Annotated in this window: 22 protein-coding genes; 16 read left to right on the top strand and 6 right to left on the bottom strand. The window is 43.2% G+C overall.

Annotated elements, in window-relative coordinates; genetic code table 11:
- The first annotated feature begins 30 nt into the window (after positions 1-30).
- The 3 genes from KN1_RS04645 to KN1_RS04635 are packed head-to-tail and all read left to right on the top strand — an operon-like array spanning position 31 to position 2493.
- Positions 31-921, top strand: a complete 891-nt coding sequence (locus tag KN1_RS04645) for a phytoene/squalene synthase family protein (RefSeq protein ID WP_221289642.1) — start codon at positions 31-33, stop codon at positions 919-921.
- Positions 882-1580, top strand: coding sequence for a lycopene cyclase domain-containing protein (locus KN1_RS04640; protein ID WP_221289641.1), 699 nt, complete (start codon positions 882-884; stop codon positions 1578-1580). Before KN1_RS04645 ends, KN1_RS04640 begins: the two co-directional genes overlap by 40 nt.
- A complete protein-coding gene (locus tag KN1_RS04635) occupies positions 1570-2493 on the top strand; it encodes a nucleoside/nucleotide kinase family protein (protein ID WP_221289640.1) in 924 nt (307 codons plus the stop codon). Before KN1_RS04640 ends, KN1_RS04635 begins: the two co-directional genes overlap by 11 nt.
- Before the next feature lie 489 nt (positions 2494-2982).
- Here KN1_RS04635 and KN1_RS04630 read toward each other — a convergent pair whose 3' ends face one another.
- Both KN1_RS04630 and KN1_RS04625 read right to left on the bottom strand, forming a co-directional pair.
- The gene (locus tag KN1_RS04630; protein WP_225905781.1) at positions 2983-4365 is read right to left on the bottom strand and encodes a hypothetical protein; all 1383 of its coding nucleotides are present in this window, start codon (positions 4363-4365) and stop codon (positions 2983-2985) included.
- 1 nt (position 4366) lies between these two features.
- Positions 4367-5584, bottom strand: coding sequence for a LamG domain-containing protein (locus tag KN1_RS04625; RefSeq protein WP_221289639.1), 1218 nt, complete (start codon positions 5582-5584; stop codon positions 4367-4369).
- A 229-nt stretch (positions 5585-5813) separates the two neighbouring features.
- On the opposite strand from KN1_RS04625, the gene rnhA reads away from it, so the two are divergent.
- The 4 genes from rnhA (at position 5814) to KN1_RS04605 (ending at position 7598) form a co-directional block, all read left to right on the top strand.
- On the top strand, positions 5814-6269 hold the full coding sequence (gene rnhA / locus KN1_RS04620; RefSeq protein ID WP_221289638.1) for a ribonuclease HI: 456 nt from the start codon (positions 5814-5816) through the stop codon (positions 6267-6269).
- A gap of 239 nt (positions 6270-6508) precedes the next feature.
- Positions 6509-6979 carry a hypothetical protein gene (locus KN1_RS04615; RefSeq protein WP_221289637.1) on the top strand — a complete coding sequence of 157 codons (471 nt, stop codon included), beginning with the start codon at positions 6509-6511 and terminating at the stop codon, positions 6977-6979.
- The gene (locus tag KN1_RS04610) at positions 6976-7299 is read left to right on the top strand and encodes a hypothetical protein (protein WP_221289636.1); all 324 of its coding nucleotides are present in this window, start codon (positions 6976-6978) and stop codon (positions 7297-7299) included. The genes KN1_RS04615 and KN1_RS04610 overlap by 4 nt, the downstream gene beginning before the upstream one ends.
- 71 nt (positions 7300-7370) lie before the next feature.
- Positions 7371-7598, top strand: coding sequence for a hypothetical protein (locus KN1_RS04605; RefSeq protein ID WP_221289635.1), 228 nt, complete (start codon positions 7371-7373; stop codon positions 7596-7598).
- Positions 7599-7710: 112 nt separating this feature from the next.
- On the opposite strand, the gene KN1_RS04600 is transcribed toward KN1_RS04605, so the two are convergent.
- Positions 7711-9153 (bottom strand): hypothetical protein, encoded by a 1443-nt coding sequence (locus tag KN1_RS04600; RefSeq protein ID WP_221289634.1) that lies wholly within the window; start codon positions 9151-9153, stop codon positions 7711-7713.
- Positions 9154-9584: 431 nt separating this feature from the next.
- Here KN1_RS04600 and KN1_RS04595 point away from each other — a divergent pair, with 431 nt between their 5' ends.
- From KN1_RS04595 to KN1_RS04575, 5 genes are all read left to right on the top strand, one after another.
- Positions 9585-9908: a hypothetical protein gene (locus KN1_RS04595; protein ID WP_221289633.1), complete on the top strand. Its 324-nt coding sequence runs from the start codon at positions 9585-9587 to the stop codon at positions 9906-9908.
- A 337-nt stretch (positions 9909-10245) separates the two neighbouring features.
- Positions 10246-11037, top strand: a complete 792-nt coding sequence (locus tag KN1_RS04590) for a hypothetical protein (protein WP_221289632.1) — start codon at positions 10246-10248, stop codon at positions 11035-11037.
- Positions 11034-11804: an ATP-binding cassette domain-containing protein gene (locus tag KN1_RS04585; RefSeq protein ID WP_221289631.1), complete on the top strand. Its 771-nt coding sequence runs from the start codon at positions 11034-11036 to the stop codon at positions 11802-11804. Before KN1_RS04590 ends, KN1_RS04585 begins: the two co-directional genes overlap by 4 nt.
- Positions 11805-11807: 3 nt before the next feature.
- Complete coding sequence (locus KN1_RS04580; protein WP_221289630.1) at positions 11808-12434, top strand: hypothetical protein; 627 nt, start codon at positions 11808-11810, stop codon at positions 12432-12434.
- Entirely contained in the window at positions 12427-12741 is a 315-nt protein-coding gene (locus KN1_RS04575; protein WP_221289629.1) for a winged helix-turn-helix domain-containing protein, read from the top strand. The genes KN1_RS04580 and KN1_RS04575 overlap by 8 nt, the downstream gene beginning before the upstream one ends.
- Before the next feature lie 278 nt (positions 12742-13019).
- Here the strand turns inward: KN1_RS04575 and KN1_RS04570 are convergent, their stop codons facing one another.
- From KN1_RS04570 to KN1_RS04560, 3 genes are read right to left on the bottom strand one after another with little or no spacing between them, the layout of a single operon-like run.
- Entirely contained in the window at positions 13020-14303 is a 1284-nt protein-coding gene (locus tag KN1_RS04570; protein ID WP_221289628.1) for a phenylacetate--CoA ligase family protein, read from the bottom strand.
- Positions 14300-14695, bottom strand: coding sequence for a Zn-ribbon domain-containing OB-fold protein (locus KN1_RS04565; protein ID WP_221290551.1), 396 nt, complete (start codon positions 14693-14695; stop codon positions 14300-14302). Before KN1_RS04565 ends, KN1_RS04570 begins: the two co-directional genes overlap by 4 nt.
- On the bottom strand, positions 14695-15858 hold the full coding sequence (locus KN1_RS04560; RefSeq protein ID WP_221289627.1) for a thiolase domain-containing protein: 1164 nt from the start codon (positions 15856-15858) through the stop codon (positions 14695-14697). Before KN1_RS04560 ends, KN1_RS04565 begins: the two co-directional genes overlap by 1 nt.
- Before the next feature lie 163 nt (positions 15859-16021).
- Here KN1_RS04560 and KN1_RS04555 point away from each other — a divergent pair, with 163 nt between their 5' ends.
- From KN1_RS04555 to KN1_RS04540, 4 genes are all read left to right on the top strand, one after another.
- Positions 16022-16777, top strand: coding sequence for an enoyl-CoA hydratase-related protein (locus tag KN1_RS04555; RefSeq protein ID WP_221289626.1), 756 nt, complete (start codon positions 16022-16024; stop codon positions 16775-16777).
- 4 nt (positions 16778-16781) lie between these two features.
- Positions 16782-17546: an enoyl-CoA hydratase/isomerase family protein gene (locus KN1_RS04550; RefSeq protein WP_221289625.1), complete on the top strand. Its 765-nt coding sequence runs from the start codon at positions 16782-16784 to the stop codon at positions 17544-17546.
- 72 nt (positions 17547-17618) lie between these two features.
- Positions 17619-18515 (top strand): AbrB/MazE/SpoVT family DNA-binding domain-containing protein, encoded by an 897-nt coding sequence (locus KN1_RS04545; protein WP_221289624.1) that lies wholly within the window; start codon positions 17619-17621, stop codon positions 18513-18515.
- Positions 18516-18605: 90 nt separating this feature from the next.
- A complete protein-coding gene (locus KN1_RS04540) occupies positions 18606-19631 on the top strand; it encodes an aminobenzoate oxygenase (RefSeq protein WP_221289623.1) in 1026 nt (341 codons plus the stop codon).
- The last annotated feature ends 12 nt before the right edge of the window (positions 19632-19643 follow it).

The following is a 19643-nucleotide window of genomic DNA, read 5'->3' as shown; positions in this document are numbered from 1 at the left end:
TTAACAGAGTTTAAGCTGGTGCTTAATATTTTGAAAAATGAAAACGATCACCTTTATGTTGACTCAAAACTGTTGGAGATATTCAAAAAGGGGAGTACTACGTATTTTAACAGTAGTATCTTCTTCCCGCCTAAAGTGAGGAGGGACGTAACTAGACTATACGCTTTTGTAAGGGTCGCTGATAACTATGTGGACTCCGTACCCCAAGAAGTAGAGGAGTTCTATGAATTCGTTGAAGAGTTCTACAAGGCGAGGAAAAAGGGAGGATCCCAAGACGTCGTAATTGATAACTTCGTTAAATTGGAGAAAGAAAAACGGTTTGATGAGTCTTGGGCTGACAGTTTTCTGAGGTCTATGGAAATGGACATTTATAAAAAGAAGTACACGACACTAAATGAGCTGGAAGAGTACATGTATGGGTCCGCTGAAGTTATAGGCCTAATGATGAGCAGGATACTGGGCTTGGACAGTGAGGCAGAACCATATGCGAAAATGCTAGGGAGGAGCATGCAGTTTGTGAATTTCATCAGGGACGTGAAAGAAGACCTGAGCTTAAATAGACAGTACATCCCGTCCGAGGTCCTCGAAAAGTTCGGTCTGTCCTCACTGAAGGAGGAGGAAGTTATTGGACACACTGAGGAGTTCGAAAGGATGATGAGGTACGTGATAGAGTTATATTTCGACTGGGTCAAAGAAGGTGAGAAAGGGTATAAGTTCATTCCTTACCGTTACCTAATCCCCATAAAGACTGCCAATGACATGTACAAGTGGACGGCTAAGGTCATATATAAATCACCCTTAGTAGTTTACTCCACCAAGGTTAAGCCTAGGAAAAACAAAATAATCGCGAGGGCTATAGAAAACGCACTCGGTGTACCGGTATGGAGATATTTCTCAAACATCTTGCTTATCAGGAAATAGACCTGATGATACTCCTCCCCGGTATAGTCTTTACGATTATACCGTGGACGAGGAGGCTCAGGAATTACAGGGCTATATTACCTGCGATAGGTCTTACGGCACTACTCTTCCTTATATGGGACTTTATCGCAGTCAAGGTAGGTACGTGGAACTTCAACCCTGAATATGTTTTGCCCTTTAGGGTAATCGACTTACCCGTAGAGGAGGTGGAGTTCTTTTTTGTAGTGCCCTTCAGCTCCCTCGTGTTCTACGAGGTCTATGACGTAAAAGTAAAGGCTAAGTTACACATCAAGAAGGAAGTATTTACCGCGTTAGGCAGTATAATACTCGCGTCCAGCTTATTGTTCATTAGCCACAGTTATACTTTTGTGGTGTTGATATACCTCGGCGCGTCTTTTATCATCTCGTCCTTTATTGACCCTGAGATGCTTAATTCCTTATCTTTTTGGTTATTCGTCCTGACAACTTACGCACCTTTCCTGGTCTTTGACTATTTCCTGACCTCACTACCTATCGTAATTTACGGTAAAGGTGCAACGGTAGGAGTAAGTGTTACTACTATTCCCGTGGAAGACTTCCTTTACTCACTTTCGATGTTCATATATTACGCGCTGTTCTATAGGTTATTTACGAGGAGCGTGGTAAGGAGTGGTAGATGAATCTAAGTTCTACAGTAACGACCCGAGAGAAGTGCTGGACTTTTACGAACAGTTTGAGAACAGAGAAGGACTGATAAGCTGGATGAGAGAAAGGCCTACAGCTGAGATTAAGATTAAGGAGAGTGAGACGGGGGACGGGGAAGTAGTAGTGGTTATCCCGAGCATAAATGAGGAGTACCAGAAGAGGGTTCTAACAGTTTTTGAAGGCCTGAAGGTAGTATTTGTAATATCAGGGGGAAAGTTCTTCAATTATGCGAGGAGCGTAAACGCCGGGGTAAGGTATGCTTTAGAGAACTTCTCCCCTTCATGGATAGTGGTGTCTAATGACGACGTCTATAAGGTAGACCAAAGTAAGGTATTGGTGGACGAACTGTCGACTTTAGGGGGCAGTGACGTAGAGTTAGTCTATGCTGATAGGGGGAAGTACCACTCTTATAAGATGTACTTATTTAAGATAGCTGAGTATTTCCCGGAGATGATAGTGAAGTTCGGGAAGATAACGAGGAACCCCATAATAACTGTGCAGGGGGAGGCTTATGCCAGGTTTTGGAAGAGGTTTAACACACCGTATTTAGCGATGATGGAGTCACAGATGGGGCCACTAAGAGGCCCCCTAAAGAAGATCATAGGAGAGGAGGTCGCCTCGTTCTACAATGTAGGTAGTTTCTTTATTATCCCTAGGTGGGTCGCGGAGAGGGGGAACGTGTTAGACCCCATATTTATAAATTCACACGAAGACGTTTGGCTCTCTCTATCGACAAGGAAGAAGGAGTTCATACGGTATAGGATTAGGGAAGACTTTGGGGGGACTTTAGGGTGGACTCCAGCAAGGTTTGCAAGGGTGTTCTGTAATGAAGTCTATCTAAGTTATTTATTAGACACACACGTTGAGATCATTAAAGGCTCCAACTAACACAATTAAGACTAGATTGGAGAAAGGCTCTAACCAGTTTATCCAGATGTTGGGTTCCCTACTCCGGTTCGTCGTAGTCTCCGCTATTTCTGAAATCCGACCTACTTCGTACTTTCGCTATTAAAATGCAAATTATAGGTCGAAGGATCCTCTCTCTATAGAGTATCAGCTTAGAATAAGGACTTAACATGCTTCAAGGGTAAAAGAGACTTCACAGCTCAGTTACGACACTGACTAACTTTATCAAAAACCCATCATTGCGTCTTACGTAATACGTATTGCAGGGGTTTTCCAAAGATCTGTGCACATTCCTATAAGGTAGACAGTATATAGTCTAAATTTACTTAAAACTTTATAACAAAGAGGAAAACGTTGATAACCATAGATAAAGGTAATTTCCCCAGTAATAACTAGTGATAGATGGGAAAAATAATTTTTCAAATAGGATCTTGACTTTTTTTACGCTGGGCTAATGCCTCTTAGTCTACATCAAAAATTCATTTGATTTACTACGCTTTGTCCAGAAGGTACCGTGATCTCGCCTAGGTTCACGTTATAGTAGAAGTACAGTCCTTCAATTAGCCCTACGTTCTGGTTAACCTTCTGCAAAGAGAAGGACGACTTCGTACTCCCTAAGAAGTTGTTCATCACTACGTATACGTAATTGACTGTTATACCTACGTTTATTGGGGAGATACCATTGATAACATAACCGTTACCTAAATCCCAGTTAGATTGATCATTCATAATGAACGTGTTAAATGATACGTAAATGACGTCGACCTTCCCTGTCAGTTCCACTTTGCCTGAAGTGCTACTTCCCGAAATGAAAATCGGGCTGTTATTAAACATATTACCTATTATGTTTATTACGTTGATGTTCTGGCCGTCTTCTACCAGCATTACTAAGTCTGATGAGTTGAAAGTATTAAACGCTACAGTGATACTATTACCTAGTTTCAAGTATTGCATAGTCACATTATAGTTGTTAAAGCTACACCCTACTATTAGGTAGCTAGTAGCGAGGGTGAGGATTATGCTCCCCTGGCTCGGTACTGTGAGGTTTTCGAAAGTCGAGCCTACAATCCTTAACCTCGTAGCACCTTGGGTCACGATCGTAGTACCGTCGAATATGCACCCGATGACGCTACCGTCATTTCCGTCTGTTCCGGGGTTTAAGACCGTCACATTAGTCCCGACAAAAACGCACCCTACTACAGTCCAACCCCTTGGCGACATGGCCAACACAGCGTTTCTGTCAAACCTGCAACCTATTGCCATTAGTTCTCTGGACTGAGTATCAAATAAGATCTCTGCATTATTAACATAACAGTTGTAGAGTACCACCATAGCGGTCTGGTTTAACCAGACCCCAGTGAAAAATTCCACAGTATCGAAATAGAACATTGTCGAATGCATGTGGTAGGGGAAACCGGTAATCATAAACCACCTCTGCGGGGTTAGGTTAACGATCCTTAAGTTCTTCATAGCGAAGACCCATCCCCACGTCGAATAGTCCACTATCTGAGGGAAGACAGACGCTTGGTTTTGACTTGCGTAGTGCATTTCAACGGTAGTGTCTGAACCTGCTGCGATTACCGGCTTTACCTCGTTTGCAGGTACATTATTTGGGTTTACGTAGACTATCTCCGCTAACCCGTCACCCTCAATGACGTGGTGAAGGGACTGTGATAGGTATAGGGGGACTACTCCTTGCTGGGCAAAGATATAGACCCTCCCTCTGACTACTATATGCACTACACCGTAAACTTTCGATAATTCATATGCTTCCTGAAAAGCTTCAGTAGCGTCAGTCCCAGGGGGTACATAAAAGTCTACATCAGGGTCCATATGATCTGAAATTACGATCATTTTAGAAGACACCGCTTAACAGTAGGGCACCCATCCTCTGGAACCCCTTACCTGAAATTAGGTCACCTATAAACATCAAGTAGCGGTAAAGTGCCCAGAAACTTACCGAAGTTGACACCGGGTCTTGGGTAGGAGACGAAGCTAGTGCAGTTATTTGAGAATGGGATAGCACCTCGTTGTAAAACTGCACGTTCTCTATGTACCCATACCATGAAGGAGGGTTGGGTCCTCCTTGTTGAGAATATATGGGGAAGTTCCACAGCCATAAGTAGGCTAATGACGGGTAGTTTATCGTCACAGTACCGGAGGCTACTTCATTACCGTTTATATATAGTGTAGCGTTACCGTTGTCATATGTCACTGCTATATGGTACTCTTTATTTTGGACTGCCGAACCGCTTATACTCCCTGAACTCCCTAAAAAGTAGACATTATTTTGGTAGCTCTTTATGACCCAAGCTGCCCCTTTTTGTGTACTACCGTAAGATAAGAGAGTACCGGCATAACCGCCTGAATTAGCGTAAGCCCAGAAAGAGATAGTAAACTGTGAGGGAGAGCCTAAGGATAAGTCACCGTTCTCGAAAAAGAGGGCTTGACTTGTGCTAGTAAAGAGGACGTAAGGCTGAAGGGAGAACGACGGCCTATAGTTTAGGATAGTATTTACTACTCCTAAGTTAGAATACCATAACACTTTGACGTTTTCCATTTGTGGTAAGAGCTGTATAAATGCCGGGGCAGACGCAGGGTTAATGAATATTTGGGCGTTATCTCCCATTATTGTAATACCTTGTGTATTTACCGTGGGGCTGTTCACAGGGTAGAACTGGCCTAGTAGCCTGACCGCACCGAAACCACCGGAGTTTTGTTTTAAGTAATTAATCGCCTCAAATATCCCGCAAGTCCCGCTACCGTCACTACAGCTCCCGTTGAATATTACACCTGAAGACGTTATGACCTTGTACCCTGAATTAGGGGTACCGTAGACTATGGCTTCGTAAGGGGGTATAGGGAGAGACTCGTTCGAGGAGGATGAAGAAGTTGATGAAGGACTGGCTGACGATGAGCTAGGGGAAAAAATAGAGTTTTGAGTTTTCACTATATTATTCGTAGGTGTATTATTAGGCGTCTCTATCTCTTTAATAATAAAAGGTGTCGAGATCAGAGCACCGGCAGCTATCGATGATGTTATAATGAACTTTCTTCTATTTATTCTTACCATTGTTTGAGTTATCTTAAACTAGTATAAAATAATTTTCCATGAACTCAATGAATATTTTTGACTTATAAGGTGGATTTAAAATAGAACTTTTTAAAAGGATAGAACAATTATTTTGCATATATTGATTACTTTAACACTGCATATGCATTAGAAAAAGGAAATATATTTCTAGTAGTAAGGCCTTTCTTGCTATAATAATATTTATGATTGGAGGAGCCCTGATCAGCTAATGGTACTGGGGTATTTTGACGGTCTCTGCGAACCTAAAAACCCTGGCGGAATAGCTACCTTCGGGTATTTAATAATCTTGGATAACGGCGAAAAGATAGAAGGCTATGGCTTAGCTGCTAAACCCTACTCTAAAGACTCTACCAATAATGTAGCAGAGTATATGGGGTTGATCTGTCTGATGGAAGAAATGCAGGACAGGAGACTGCTCAACCCTACAATTAGGGGTGACTCACAGCTCGTCGTAAAACAACTGAACGGGGAATATAAAGTGAAGGCCCCAAGAATAGTCCCGTTGTACAGAAAAGCCTTGGAGCTCAAAAACGAGCTGGGGGCTAAAATAGAGTGGGTTCCCAGAGAGCTAAACAAGGAAGCGGACATGTTAAGTAGGTTAGCTTATGACCTCGTTATAAAGGGAAGGTTAAATGAAATCGGGTGCAGAGTGAAAAATTTTTAACAATTAACGTAAATGGTTGCTACAGTGTATATTGAAAATTTTGTTTTTTTCAGAAATACTATTTATAAACAATAATTCGTGTCTTTTTTATAAATTAAAAATAATATACGAGTTCAAATGAAATTATTTTACTATGAACCCTGAAGAAATAAAATTTTATCAAAATTATCATTTTTAGCACAATATACAAAGCTATACTTAAATAGATGTTTTGACAAACTTAATCATGATGATTTCAAATGAGTGAGATTGAATCTAAAATTGCCGTGATGAGAAATGTCTCTTTAATCTTGTATGCTCTAGATTCTTTTTTCATAGTATTTCTATCTATCCTCATATTCGGAGGGATTTCGTTCACGTTATCGGAGTCGTATTCTCAACTACACCACATAGTAATCCCATACGACGGCCTGAACTTTATTACGGCTTCATTCTTGATATTTGCTGCGATATTTGACGTTGCGATGATTATATCAACGGAGATAATGATAACCCGGCTCTTTAATTTCTCCCTAGGGGTCATGGGGCTTACGATCCTTTCGGCGGTCTTATACGTGGTATTAAATAACCTCAGGGCCGGTAATTCACCTTATGCCCTTACAATAAAACCGTTTATAGACGTAGTCTCCGTGCTGGTAATAGGGCTCAGTGTAGGTGCATTTTACAGTGTCTACACGCTTAAAAAGTTAGAGAAGAGGTTAGCTGAATGATTATAGGAGCTGAAATGGAATGGCATAAGATGAAAGAACTGAAATTTCCTTATATATACTGGAGAGACGTAATCGTAATATTGAGGACTATCGATAGGGTCATATATGTTACTCCGTGGAAGCAGGACTTAGCTAGGTTCAAACCCCCTCTACAAGCTAAACAGTTCGATTACTATTATCAGATAGGTAAGCCTAAGAGGGAGGAAGAGGCTAAATACTTGGAGTGTATTGCACTAGAATTACAGAAAAAATTAAGGCCTTACTTGGCCAATAAGATAGAATGTAAAGAAGAGGTGACTATACAATTACTGTCGATCTAAGTACCTTAATATCTTGTCTCGGAAAGGTAATAAAATCCGAGATAAGGGGAAATGAGGCAGATTTCGCGGTCATGAATAGGATAATGCTTAAGGGTAAAGTAAAAGTCCTCCCCGGCATTTTAGACACCATAGAGATTGAATTCCGTGAACCATATGGAAAAGGTAAGATACATTACATGAAAGACAGGGTTGTGGTCACTTACGACGGTGTCATGGGGAATGAGATGAAAAAGATCTTAGAAAGGTGTGCTGCACTTTCTATATCTGATGAGAAAAAAGAGAAGAAAAGAGTTTTGTAGGTTAAAAAAAGACAAAATGTTTTTCCCAAGTTATAATACTCCATAAATTATTCGTTACTATCTAAAAATAAACATAGGATTTGATTTGAGAAGCATATCAAATAGAAGCATATCAAATCCCTACGTTGAATTGCGCGTTATAGGTCTGTCCTTCTGGTAGGTAAGCGTTATTACCTTCATTAACGTTAAACGTTAAGATCAGATTCTTTATTAGCTGTACATTATTGTTTAATTGTTGAAGACTAATATACCCTATCACTTTGTCGGACGAATTACTCTTTAACCCTCCGTTATTTGCGAAATAATTGAACGAAATGAACGCGCTCACTACACTTATCGCTACATTTATGTATGCTATACCGTGTATCCTCATCCCCTGAGTTACTTCATACCCGTAAACTATGTAAGGTGGCCCTGCAGAATTAGTGAAGCTGTTAAACGCAATGTATAAGACATTTATTACGCCGGTGAGCTGTGGTGTACCTTGAGAGCTCCATCCAGACACAAAAATAAAGGAGTTATGAGTAGGTAGGGTAGAGAACTCATTACCTATTATACTGACGTTTTCTACAGTACTCCCGTCTTGGGCTAGGACTACTAAATTTGCACTATTTTTAAAAGTGTTAAAGCCTACGACAGCCCAACTCCCCTGACCTAGAGACAGGATTACTGAGTAGCCATAAAACGCGTTAGCCACAACCGAATACCCGGTCCCTAAGGTAAAGGTCACGTTTCCGCTAATACCGGAGAAAGAGACGTTCTGAAACTGAGATGCTACTACTTTTACGTTTTCGGAATTCTGTCCGTTTAATGTAGCACCATCAAACACACAGCCTATTATACTACCGTTATTACCCGATATGCTTACTTGGGCTAAGCCTACAAATACGCACCCTACGAAGCTCCATCCGTGGGGGGACACAGTAGTTAATGACGAGTTCTCAAAGCGTGAAGCCATGACCACAATATCCCTAGACATGGTGCCAAACGATAGTTGAGAACCGTTAGAGTAGCAGTTCATCACAATAACAGTCCCAGTGTAGAGGAGTTCTACATTGGAGAAGAACTGTACACCGTCAAAGTAGAAAGACGTAATTGTTATATTACTGTTTTGTTGCCCCGAGACCATAAACCATTGCTGGGAAGTAATATTGACCAGCCTCATGTTCTTAAATGCGACGACCCAACCGAAAGTCGAGATCTGCATTATAGGCACTTGGACTACAGCATTATTAGGTGTAGCACTCTGTATCTCGGCCAAGGAGGTTAAGTACCCAGTGGTGAATGCCGGCGGAGGGTTGCTCAAATTATTGGGATTAACATAGACTATCTCACCTAAACCATCTCCTTCTATTATGAAGTGCAGTGACGGGTCTAAAGTTATAGGCAAGGAACTAGACGCATAGATGTATAACCTACCCCTTACTATTATGTGCGCTACTCCGTAAATCTTTGAAACCAAGAACGCCTCTTCAAAAGCCTGAGCCGAGTCGTTGCCTGGAGGGACATAAAAGTCTACATCAGGGTCCATATGATCTGAAATTACTATAGGCATATTCTTCTATTATCCTCTCCTATTCATAAGCTTTTTCATAATTTTGACGTTATAAAACACGTATATGATTATGGAAATTGAAATTACGTGTAACTATATTTGGGGAGTAATACCTTGTCGAGCCCTAAAGGGCAAGACCTCGTCCTTCAGCCCAGCATATGTACCTGCTTTATACGGAGGGTTTATACGGGGGGTCCTCGCCCTTTATTAAATGACCAGTATAACAAGGTTGTAAGGTAAGAAAAACTTGAGAACGTCAACTAGGTATACTATTCAAGGCCTTGTTACCCATGACGTAGCTTATCCTTACTTCTAGTTACTTTTAACCCCACCATGGGCTCCAGAGAAGTCAATCTGTTGTCTTGAGGGATATTATGGAAATGTTAAATTAAATAATGTTAAATTAAATATCACTTTATCAATCTTATTTTATGGACGAAAAAGAGGTAGTCCTCACAGCACTTGAACAAGTGGACAAATGGTACGTCCACCTAGCAGGGATTAAAGGAGATACTATACTAATAGTCTCAAAAAAACCCGTCCCTGAAAAACTTACAATTAACGGAAAAGACTACACCATCAAGTACTACACACCTGAGCAATATATAGAGACTATAAGGACAAACGAGGAGGAGTTTAGGAGTTTTCGTATATACTATTTTGTGAAAATATACATGAGGAAAGTCCTTGATATACTCACGCAATTAGAAGTTGAAAGGATGAGCATAAACGGAGACGATATTAAAGGGCTCTAACATAGAGACAGATCTTAGGACAGAATCCCTTAAACCTTCCTTTGTTATAGCGGCCTTCTAATAATTGGATAAGGGGTTAAAGGGAGTGCATAAACTAATCCGCACCAGTAAGGAGTAAATTGAGCCGATAACCGTATCCCGCACGTATAAACAGTACGTCCCCCCCCCACCCCATTTATTAATAAAACGACTACCTGCACACACTCACCCTAGGGCGAAAGGGCTACGTCCTTGATAGCCTAACCGGTTTCGACTACGCCTCGGTAATCGCGCTTGTACAGGTTCGTGACGGCGAACTTTCTGGGTAGTATAAAAAGTCAGGATATGATCTACAGATATGAAATTGGCTTTGATCTTCGTGAAAAGGCTGTTAATCAACCCATATGCAATTGGTTTTGGGATAGCCTTTACGTACTTTTTTATAGCGATGGGGGCATTCATATTATCTTCTAACTACGAGTACAGCCCGGTATATTATACGGCGTCTTGGTACGGCACAGTAGTACTTATGTCCACTTCGATGTTTGCCAGTTCAATAGGTATGATGATATCCTACCACTCTGGAGGGCTCTCCTTCCTGACCAGGTTTTCGAGGCTGACCCCGAAATACTACCTCCTCTCCCTTTACCTCACGGTAACATTGACACTGCTGATAGTAAGTGTGTTAATGTCCGTGGGCGTAATCTCACTCTTTTCCTACCGCTTCGGGGAGCTGATATTGCCTAAGGACTGGGGGCTGTCCTTCTTTGACGTCGTCCTCTCCGGTATGTTCTACGTACCGCTGGTACTACTCTTAGAGGAGGCCACTGTGGTGACATCAAGGAAATTAAGCCGGGCTGTAGCGTTTATCCCCTACTTCTTAGCCATCATGTTCGGCTTTTTCTACTCCAATTCGGACTCGACTAACATGGCATACTATAACCCCTTTGTAGTGATAGAGCTCCTCGCGGAGCAGAGTTTTTCCACAAAACCAATACCCCTCAACTATAACGACCTCCACGGACCTACCCTTAACATAGGCTATTCAATAGCCTCGGTCTTGATCTGGTCTTTACTGCTCTCACTCGCCTCAATAGCGATGTTGAGGAGGCTTTACTATAAGCCCCTAGAGGAGGGGAGGTTCGTGTGATAGACCTGAAAGACGTCTATATATACTACGGTAGAAAGGAGGTAATAAGGGGGATAAGTGCAAGGGTCGACGGGGAAAAAGTGCTCTTGATGGGACCGAACGGTTCCGGTAAGACCACATTGCTCAGTGCTATTGCAGGGATAGTCCCTTATAAGGGTAGCATAAGGGTCGACGGGATGGAAGTGAGAGGTGTCAAGAACTATAACGCGGTCGCTACCAACTTACCGCAGGCGTTTTCATTAGGGTTGACCGTAGAGGACGTAATAGAGGTTTATGAAGAGGTCAAGGGGTGTAAAGCCGATGTCAGGCGGGAGCTGGAGAAGCTAGGGATAAAGCTAAACAAGGCGGTCTATCAGCTCTCGGCAGGGCAAGGCGTCCTGGTCAGGACTCTAATAGCATTAGCAACAGACCCTAAAGTGGTCTTGATCGACGAGCCCTTTGAGAACGTAGACGTCTCAAAAAGGAAGGTAGTGGTGAGCTGGCTCAAAGAGTACGGAAAGGAAGGGGTTATAGTAACACACGAGGTCGACATCGCGAGGCTGTTCAGTGATTACAATTGCTTCCTAATCTTTGAAGGTAGTCTATTCGGGCCCATAAAGGCGGGGGACTTACTGTCTTCGTCAATAGTCTTCGGAGAAGACCCCTCAGCACTGCTTACACTGACGGTCAACGGCAAGAAAATATCGCTGATAAGGGGGGATAAGGGGTATAGGGTAGACTCCATGAGCAATTTAGAGAGGTTATATGACTTGGTCGCGGAGGCCTGAGGGATGGAGAAGGACTTAGTAGAAGAGTCTAGGAGGGTAGCGGAGAAGATAGTAAAGGGTGAGCTCAGGCTGGCTATGGCTAAAAACTACTTGCTCTCGTCTACTTTTCCCTTGGTGCTTTATGCGTTATCATATTTTGACCCTTGGCACCCAGTCCTTAATTTCCTAGCCGTTCTAATTGGGTACTTCTATTATGATATTAAGGCCTTTGCCCACTTCTCGAGGGCGATATCGAGGATAATGGGGAAAGAAAAGGCTAAAAATATGGTGATAAATCGTCGTAATATTATCTCCTTACTCTGGTGGGAAATCTCGATGATAGTGTTAGGTGTAGGGGTTTATTACCGCGACCTCTCCCTGGTGCTTATAGCTTTGTCGTCATTTGCGGTCTATTTTGCTTTGGTGGTATACTATTTATTCAAGGATAACTTAGCGTCTGAGGACAAATTTTTTGACCTCCGTTATTATGACCTTTTAGCGTGGTCAGTACTTGTCGGGACGCTGGTATATATAGGGTTTTCTTATTCCCTCCATATGACACGACCCCCTGAAATAGCGTGGATACCTTATACTTTGGCTTGGGTCTATGCGGGGTATGCGTCTTTCATGGAGGTAATAGAAGGTGAGTGACGAGCTGAAGAAGTTAATGGAGATCCTCAATGACCCGACGTTGAATAACTCAGTGAGGCTGGGGATACTCTTAGCGTTGTACGGACTCAAGTCCATAAACTTCTCCCAACTATTAAAGGTACTCGACATCCCAAAGAGTTCCCTATATACCCACCTCCAAGTATTGGAAGAAGGGGGTTACATAAGGATGGTAAAGAAGATTACCCCATTAGGCCCGAGGACATTTGTAGAACTGACGGACAAGGGGAAAGAAGTAATGGAGCAGTATTCTACGTTAATAAGCAAGATATTTGATAAAAGGAAGTAACTGGGTTGGGGCTCCTTAAACTACCGACTGCCCCATCCCCTTTCCGTCCAATCTATATCCGACTGCGGTTACGCTTAGGACGCTTCTGTAGTCTACCGCTAACGGTAAGTGTTGGTACTCCTTTGATTGTGTCACTTACATACGTTCACGTCCACCTTGATCTTACCCACAAAATCATGGGAGCTCGTCAATACAGCTTAACGTATACGAAAATGAAATCACTCTAGCTTTCTACTTCCCTTAGCTTAATGACCTACTAACGAACGTACAGAAAAAAGTCATTTCACGACAACTCTCTTAGATTTGCCCTCCCATCTAGGTAACCCGTTGACGAATTGGATATCCGCATGGACAAACGCGACAGCCTGCACTTCAGTAGCTATTTTTCTCCTTAACTCTTCTGAAGGACTGTCGGTCTCAATTAGTATCTCAAACTTTGCAGGCTCCTTAGTAAACACCAGCTGGTACTCCTTAACTTCAGGGTACTTCATTAGCACTTCGTTTATTGCCGTCGGGTAGACTTTGACTCCTTTATAGAACACCACATCATCGACCCTCCCCTTGATAGTCCTGATAGTGGGGAACGGGATGTCGTCCCCGCTTTCCTCAAGCCTGGTAATATCCCTAGTCCTATACCTGATTAAGGGCATCCCTTCTCTCGTTAAATGGGTAAGTACCAGCTCTCCTTCTTCGCCTTCCCCTACTCTCTCCCCCGTTTCAGGGTCTATTATCTCTACATAGAAGTGGTCTGTCCAGATGTGCAATTTATCGTGACCGTCAAACGGGCACTCTTGTGCAACTCCCGGGCCGATAGCCTCAGTCAAGCCGTATATTTCCCTAGCACCTCCTCCGTGAGAAGTCAGGGCTAACTCCTTATCGATCTTCGTCAACATCTCTTTCGTCATTGCTTCAGCCCCGGGTATGGCGATACGTAAGTTGAGGTCTTTTTCCACGTCTATCCCGGCCTCTCTGATTTTCTCGGCTACATACAGCTCATAAGAAGGAGTCCCAGTTATTACCGTAACCTTAAAGTCCTTTAACGCCTTAGCTAACGCCTCCGTCCTACCTGTACTCCAAGGGATGACCTTTGCCCCGACCCTCTGTATGCCCATATGCAGACCTATGCCACCCGTAAATAGGCCGTAACCGTATATGTTAGCTACTACGTCACCTTTTGTTACACCTGCTGTCCTCAAACTCCTGCCTACTAAGTCTGCCCATAGTTCAATGTCATTGTGAGTATATGCACCTACCGTAGGTACCCCTGTGGTGCCGCTGGTCATGTGCCAGCCCACCAGTTCCTCCAGCGGGACTGTTAGGAAATCTCCGCCATAAGGGTAAGCATACCTCCTTAGGTCATCTTTAGTCGTGAACGGCATCTTGATTAGGTCTTCAGGAGTCTTCAGGTCGTCGGGAGTTAACCCCTTTTCCTTCATTACCTTGTGGTAATAAGGGCTCCTCTCATATACTCTCTTTATCATCCTCCTGAACCTAAAGTTTTGGACTTCTTTTATCTCTTCCTTGTTTAGGGACTTAGGATCCGTCTCGTCGTAAGAGATCATGCTTTCACCTCACATAAGACCCGATGCCCATCAGAAGAGAGGCTCACCTTAGCCCCGACTTTAGGGGTACCTACTACCCAACACATTAAATTAACCCCCTTCTCAGTCCTTACGATACCTATAGTGTACTTGTCATAATTTTCAAACCCTTGGGGCTTCTGTTCCACAATACTGTAAGTCATGAGTTCCCCCGATTTACCAACACCTACCCACTCCATATCTGAACCCATACACTTAGGGCAGTCCCTCTGCGGGGGGAAGTAGAGGGTGTTACACCTCTTACACCTAGTCCCTAGCACCTCTCCCCTCTTTAGCCCCTCCCAGAAAGGCCTATAGAGGTCCTCGGCCGGAAACGTATATTTCATGACTAGAGGAATACCGTCCATTACCATCACCTGCTATATACCCCCACAAACGCGTAATGTCCGGTACCCCCAACGTTATGGGACAGTGCAACGTATTTCTTAAAGGAGTGCTGGACAGGGCCCGCTTCCTCCCTCAGTTGCTTAGTTATTTCATATACCATAGCAACTCCAGTAGCCCCTAGGGGGTGCCCCTTAGCTTTCAGCCCCCCGAATAAGTTCACGGCTACTTTTCCGTCTTTTTCAGTCTGTCCTTCTCTAAGGAGAGCAGTCCCTTTACCTTTTTCAACGAAGCCTAAATCTTCATACGCCATTATCTCGGCAATCGTAAAACAGTCGTGGACAGTAGCGTATTCTATATCATGGGGAGTGTAACCGCTCACCTTATAAGCCATATAGGCTGCTTCTCTAGCCGCATTTAGCCCAGTCCACTCCCCTCTAGCTGCTATGTAAGAAGTGTCGCTACCATAGCCCATAGCCCTTACCCATACTGGGGTGTCTATCTTTAGTTCCCTTATTTTCTCCTCTGACGCGAGTATTGCAGCAGCTGCACCGTCACTTATAGGTGAAGAATCAAGGAGCTTAATAGGCCAAGATATCACCCTTGACTTCAGAACGTCCTCTACCGTAACCTTGTTCCTGAAGTGTGCCTTCTCGTTATATGACGCATATTTATGGGCCTTAACCGCGGCGAGCGCCATGTCTTCCTCTGTAGTACCAAACAGGGACATGTGCCTGGTAGCGTATAACGCGTAATAAGTGGGGAATGTGGTCCCGTACATGTGGAACTCCCAGTAATAGTTCCCACCTCTACCGCCAATAGCGAGTGAAGTAGCAGTGTCCACTTCTGTCATCTTGTCTACCCCTATAACGAGGGCGATGTCTACCATCCCAGACGCTATCGCATTAACTGCCGTGAAGACTGCGGAGCTCCCGGTAGCACAAGCTGCTTCAACTCTCAGGGGTGATTTCCCCACCAGTCCGCAGTACTCTGAGACCGGGGGAGCTGGGTAAATTTCAGTCCCCCTATAAGCGGTACTCCCTATCACAGTGAGCTGTATATCTTTTTGTGTTAACCCTGAGTCTTCAAAGGCTTCTTTGACGGCTTCCCACGATAATTCCCTAACCGTAACGTCATTCCTCCTCCCGAACTTGCTCATCCCGACGCCTACTATGCCTACTTTTCTGTCCATAAATTAAATATTGTTTAAATCATTTATATATCTTATCACTACAATATTTTAACTTCAGAAAATATAAATGGAAAAAATATGATATTTAATCTATCTATTTCTTCATTCTTAAACGGTATAATTTAAGTTAGAAATATAATTTGGCGGAGAGAAAGAGTTGTTCATGGGCTCTGAAGTATTAGTAGAGGACCGAGGTAAAACACTGTTAATAACGTTAAACAGACCTGAAAAACTTAACGCCATGAATAAGGAGCTAAGGGATTCACTTATAAAGACAATAAGGGACTTTAACAGAAACCCTGAAAAAAGGGTGGCAGTTATAACTGGTGCAGGTAGGGCGTTTAGTGTAGGCGCTGATCTTTCATCAATGAGTCAAGACTTAGCTGAAGACTTAAGGGGCTCCTTTCATGTGATCATAAAGGAGATAAGGTTCTCCCCCAAGATATTCATAACCGCGGTTAAAGGCGTGGCAGCGGGAGCAGGGATCAGCCTTTCTTTAGCTTCAGATATAAGGTACACTACCAAGGACACTAAGTTCGTTACTGCTTTCCACAATATAGCGTTAGCCCCTGATAGCGGTTTAACACTTATGATGTTAAGGATGGCCGGAGTAAAAGCTGAAAAGTACGCATTATTGGGTGGAGAATTTACTGGAGAAGAGGCAGAAAAGATGGGACTATTTCAGGTCGTGGATGACCCCCTTAAAGAGGCGTTGGACACGGCTGACAAAATTGCTAACGGCCAGTTTAAGTCCTACTCAGCGAGTAAGAGGTTAATAAACAGAGTGATGTACTATGACTTAGAAGAGTTCCTAGATTATGAAGCGTCTATGCAGGGCGCTCTAGGGAAGACTGAGGACTTCTCTGAGGGGGTTAAGGCGTTTTTGGAGAAGAGACGACCCCAGTTTAGAGGTGAATGACAAGATGGTAAATACCGTATTATACGAGAAGAGCCGAGACATAGGGGTTATCAGGTTAAACAGGCCTGAAAAGCTAAACGCAATAAACATGGAGATGGTTGAAGACTTCGTTAAAGCGTTTGATCAAGCTGAGAAAGATAAAGTTAAGGCCGTCATACTAACGGGAAACGGTAGGGCTTTCTGTGCGGGTGCTGACGTCATCGAGATGGCAAACATGCCGATAGAAGATGTAGCAAGGAAAGGTCATGCACCTATGTGGGAAAGGCTTAGGGCCTTTAGGAAGCCCGTAATTGCGGCCCTTAATGGCGTTACAGCAGGGGGTGGACTTGAGCTAGCAATGGCATGCGATATAATAATCGCATCAGAGAGTGCTATGCTGGGACAGCCTGAGATAAACTTGGGGATAATACCTGGTGCAGGGGGAACCCAGAGGCTCACAAGGACGGTAGGCAAGTACAAAGGTATGGAGATGGTACTCACAGGGAAGATGATCTCGGCTTGGGAGGCTTATAGGAGGGGACTAGTAGTGAAAGTAGTCCCTGATGAGGCTCTATTGGACGAAGCAATAAGGTTAGCAAAGGAAATAGCGTCAAGGTCAGGTTTTGCGGAAGAGCTGGCAAAGGAAGCCGTGAACAAGGCTTTGGAAACCACCTTATCACAAGGCTTGGACTTCGAGAGGAGGCAGTTTTACGTGACTTTAGCTAGTTCTGACGGGAAAGAAGGCATGAAGGCGTTTGCTGAGAAGAGAAAACCTAATTGGACTACATGACGTCTTCTTTTTTCTCCCCCACTTATATATACATATGAATAAATATATATTATCACCTAACAGTATATTTTAATGAGCGTAAGAAGGCTCCAAAAGATAAAGGGCGGAAGTTATATAATTTCTTTGCCTACTGAGTGGGTCAGGAAAAACGGGCTCGAGGTCAAAAGCGAGTTAAAAGTATACGAGACACCTGACGGGTTAAAAGTTAAGCCCATTAAATCGCCTAATGCAGAGAGGGAAGTAGTTATCGACGACCTTGACACAGCGCTATACCTTATCTCTGTTTACTACATGCAGGGTATTTCTAAGATAGTAGTGAAGTCAAAAAACACGATGACCCCGGAAGTAAAGAAGGCGTTAAAAGAGCTCCAGCTTACTCACCCCGGGTTAGAAGTAGTTGACGAGAGTTTCAACAGCCTGACTTTCTCAGTAAACTACACGGTTAACAGAGACCTGAAGGCGTTAACAAAAGGGTATGTGGAAAAAATAAAGAAAATCCTTGACGACCTCCTCTCCGTAATAGACGGACTAACGCCTGAACTTAAGGAGGACCTAGTCTTCAGATGTGACAGCCTCATCAAGGACTATAGGGGTATAATAAGAAATATAGCTATAGGTGTCCAACTCGATGATGAATATAACTTCGAGATACCCTACAAGGATATAATACTTTACGCGATATTTATGAGGGACCTAGGCAGGTTTGTCTCACATTTAAAACAGTTCATAAGTCTGTTAGATAAAGACATACAGAAGGAACCAATAAAGAAGGTGGCTGAGATGTTTGTTAGGTCTACTGAAATGTTTTTTGATGAGAACCTAGACGGTATCAAATGGTTAAGGGAATCTATGGACGACCTCGAATCAAGGTGTAACTCCTCCGAACCTTGTAAGGAGTTGATAAGGATGGCTTCATACTGTATAGCGGTTATGGACGACGCAGTGCATAAGAGCGTCAGATTAATATGAATAAGAATTCATATAATTGAACCTGATAACATATAATTTTAATAAAAAGTTTATATATGAGGCGAGCCAAGAGAATATTAGTGATTCAGTTTGACAGATAAATACTCGACTCTTAACTTTGAAGAGCCACCTGACTTTCCTCCAAATAACGTGTACCCCCCTTCATGGACTTTCGATAATGACAAAGCGTGGCAACTGTATAGGAGAGCAAAAAAGGAACAGTGGGATGAGGACAACATAAACTGGCAGGAAGTAAAGGAGTGGGCTAGCGGCCTCGACAGGAAACAAAGGCTAGCTATTGCCTATTGGTGGTCTTTACTCTCTACGTTCGATAACGCGACCCCCGTCTTTGCCTATGCTGTGGTCAAGTCCTTCGAACAACACTTACCGACACCCGTCAAGGGTATACTTACGACGATTACCTATGACGAAAACAGGCACAACGTCGTCTGTGGGTTTGGAATAAACAGCGTACTCCCCGGTTTTCCCAACGAGTTTAAACCACAAGATGATTTAGAGAGAAAAGCACTGCTTAACGTATTGTGGACTTGGTGGAACGGTTCCAGATATTGGAAAGCCTATTTAGATGCGTACCAGAAATACTCATTCGACGTGCTCTTTACTTCGTTCATGATGGGTGAGGCAGCTGCTACTACAGTCTTCTCTACTATGTCGAAAGGAGCTAAGGTAAAAGCTTTCCAAGAAGTCTTTAAGAACACCACAGTAGACGAGACCAGACACTACGCTTTCACCCACTTGATCATGTCACAAAACGCAGAAAGGATGGACGACGAGAGGAAGAAGTTGGTAACGAAACAAGTCAGGGCTGGGTTCGTATTCCTGTCACTGATAACCTATTTACCTCCTAAAGACTTCTGGAAATTACCTCCTTGGTTTAATGAAGTCCACCTAAAAATGGAAGACTTAGCGAGAGATGCAGGTTTCTATATACCGACCTTAAAGGAGAAGGAAGAAGCGTGGAAGACCGCTGTAGTCAGAGTCGGTGCTTCTCTAAAACACTACGGTATAAAGATGCCCTCAATACCTGAGCTCGGGATAGAAGGAGAGGAAGACTTACCAGATATTGATGAAGGAGATATAATTCCTGTATTCTAAAGAAGTTTACCC

This window comes from Stygiolobus caldivivus (assembly GCF_019704315.1).
GTDB lineage: Archaea > Thermoproteota > Thermoprotei_A > Sulfolobales > Sulfolobaceae > Stygiolobus > Stygiolobus caldivivus.
Note: the sequence above shows the minus strand (reverse complement) of the source record. Positions and strands in the feature narration are given on the sequence as shown.

Bases quoted from the DNA above. Each gene is read 5' to 3' on its own strand.
- KN1_RS04580 (WP_221289630.1), top strand. From the start codon at position 11,808: ATGGAGAAGGACTTAGTAGAAGAGTCTAGGAGGGTAGCGGAGAAGATA.
- KN1_RS04590 (WP_221289632.1), top strand. From the start codon at position 10,246: ATGAAATTGGCTTTGATCTTCGTGAAAAGGCTGTTAATCAACCCATAT.
- KN1_RS04625 (WP_221289639.1), bottom strand. From the start codon at position 5,584: ATGGTAAGAATAAATAGAAGAAAGTTCATTATAACATCATCGATAGCT.
- KN1_RS04550 (WP_221289625.1), top strand. From the start codon at position 16,782: ATGGTAAATACCGTATTATACGAGAAGAGCCGAGACATAGGGGTTATC.
- KN1_RS04630 (WP_225905781.1), bottom strand. From the start codon at position 4,365: ATGATCGTAATTTCAGATCATATGGACCCTGATGTAGACTTTTATGTA.
- KN1_RS04610 (WP_221289636.1), top strand. From the start codon at position 6,976: ATGATTATAGGAGCTGAAATGGAATGGCATAAGATGAAAGAACTGAAA.
- KN1_RS04600 (WP_221289634.1), bottom strand. From the start codon at position 9,153: ATGCCTATAGTAATTTCAGATCATATGGACCCTGATGTAGACTTTTAT.
- KN1_RS04565 (WP_221290551.1), bottom strand. From the start codon at position 14,695: ATGGTAATGGACGGTATTCCTCTAGTCATGAAATATACGTTTCCGGCC.
- KN1_RS04560 (WP_221289627.1), bottom strand. From the start codon at position 15,858: ATGGACAGAAAAGTAGGCATAGTAGGCGTCGGGATGAGCAAGTTCGGG.
- KN1_RS04615 (WP_221289637.1), top strand. From the start codon at position 6,509: ATGAGTGAGATTGAATCTAAAATTGCCGTGATGAGAAATGTCTCTTTA.
- rnhA (WP_221289638.1), top strand. From the start codon at position 5,814: ATGGTACTGGGGTATTTTGACGGTCTCTGCGAACCTAAAAACCCTGGC.
- KN1_RS04555 (WP_221289626.1), top strand. From the start codon at position 16,022: ATGGGCTCTGAAGTATTAGTAGAGGACCGAGGTAAAACACTGTTAATA.
- KN1_RS04595 (WP_221289633.1), top strand. From the start codon at position 9,585: ATGGACGAAAAAGAGGTAGTCCTCACAGCACTTGAACAAGTGGACAAA.
- KN1_RS04640 (WP_221289641.1), top strand. From the start codon at position 882: ATGGAGATATTTCTCAAACATCTTGCTTATCAGGAAATAGACCTGATG.
- KN1_RS04545 (WP_221289624.1), top strand. From the start codon at position 17,619: ATGAGCGTAAGAAGGCTCCAAAAGATAAAGGGCGGAAGTTATATAATT.
- KN1_RS04605 (WP_221289635.1), top strand. From the start codon at position 7,371: ATGAATAGGATAATGCTTAAGGGTAAAGTAAAAGTCCTCCCCGGCATT.
- KN1_RS04570 (WP_221289628.1), bottom strand. From the start codon at position 14,303: ATGATCTCTTACGACGAGACGGATCCTAAGTCCCTAAACAAGGAAGAG.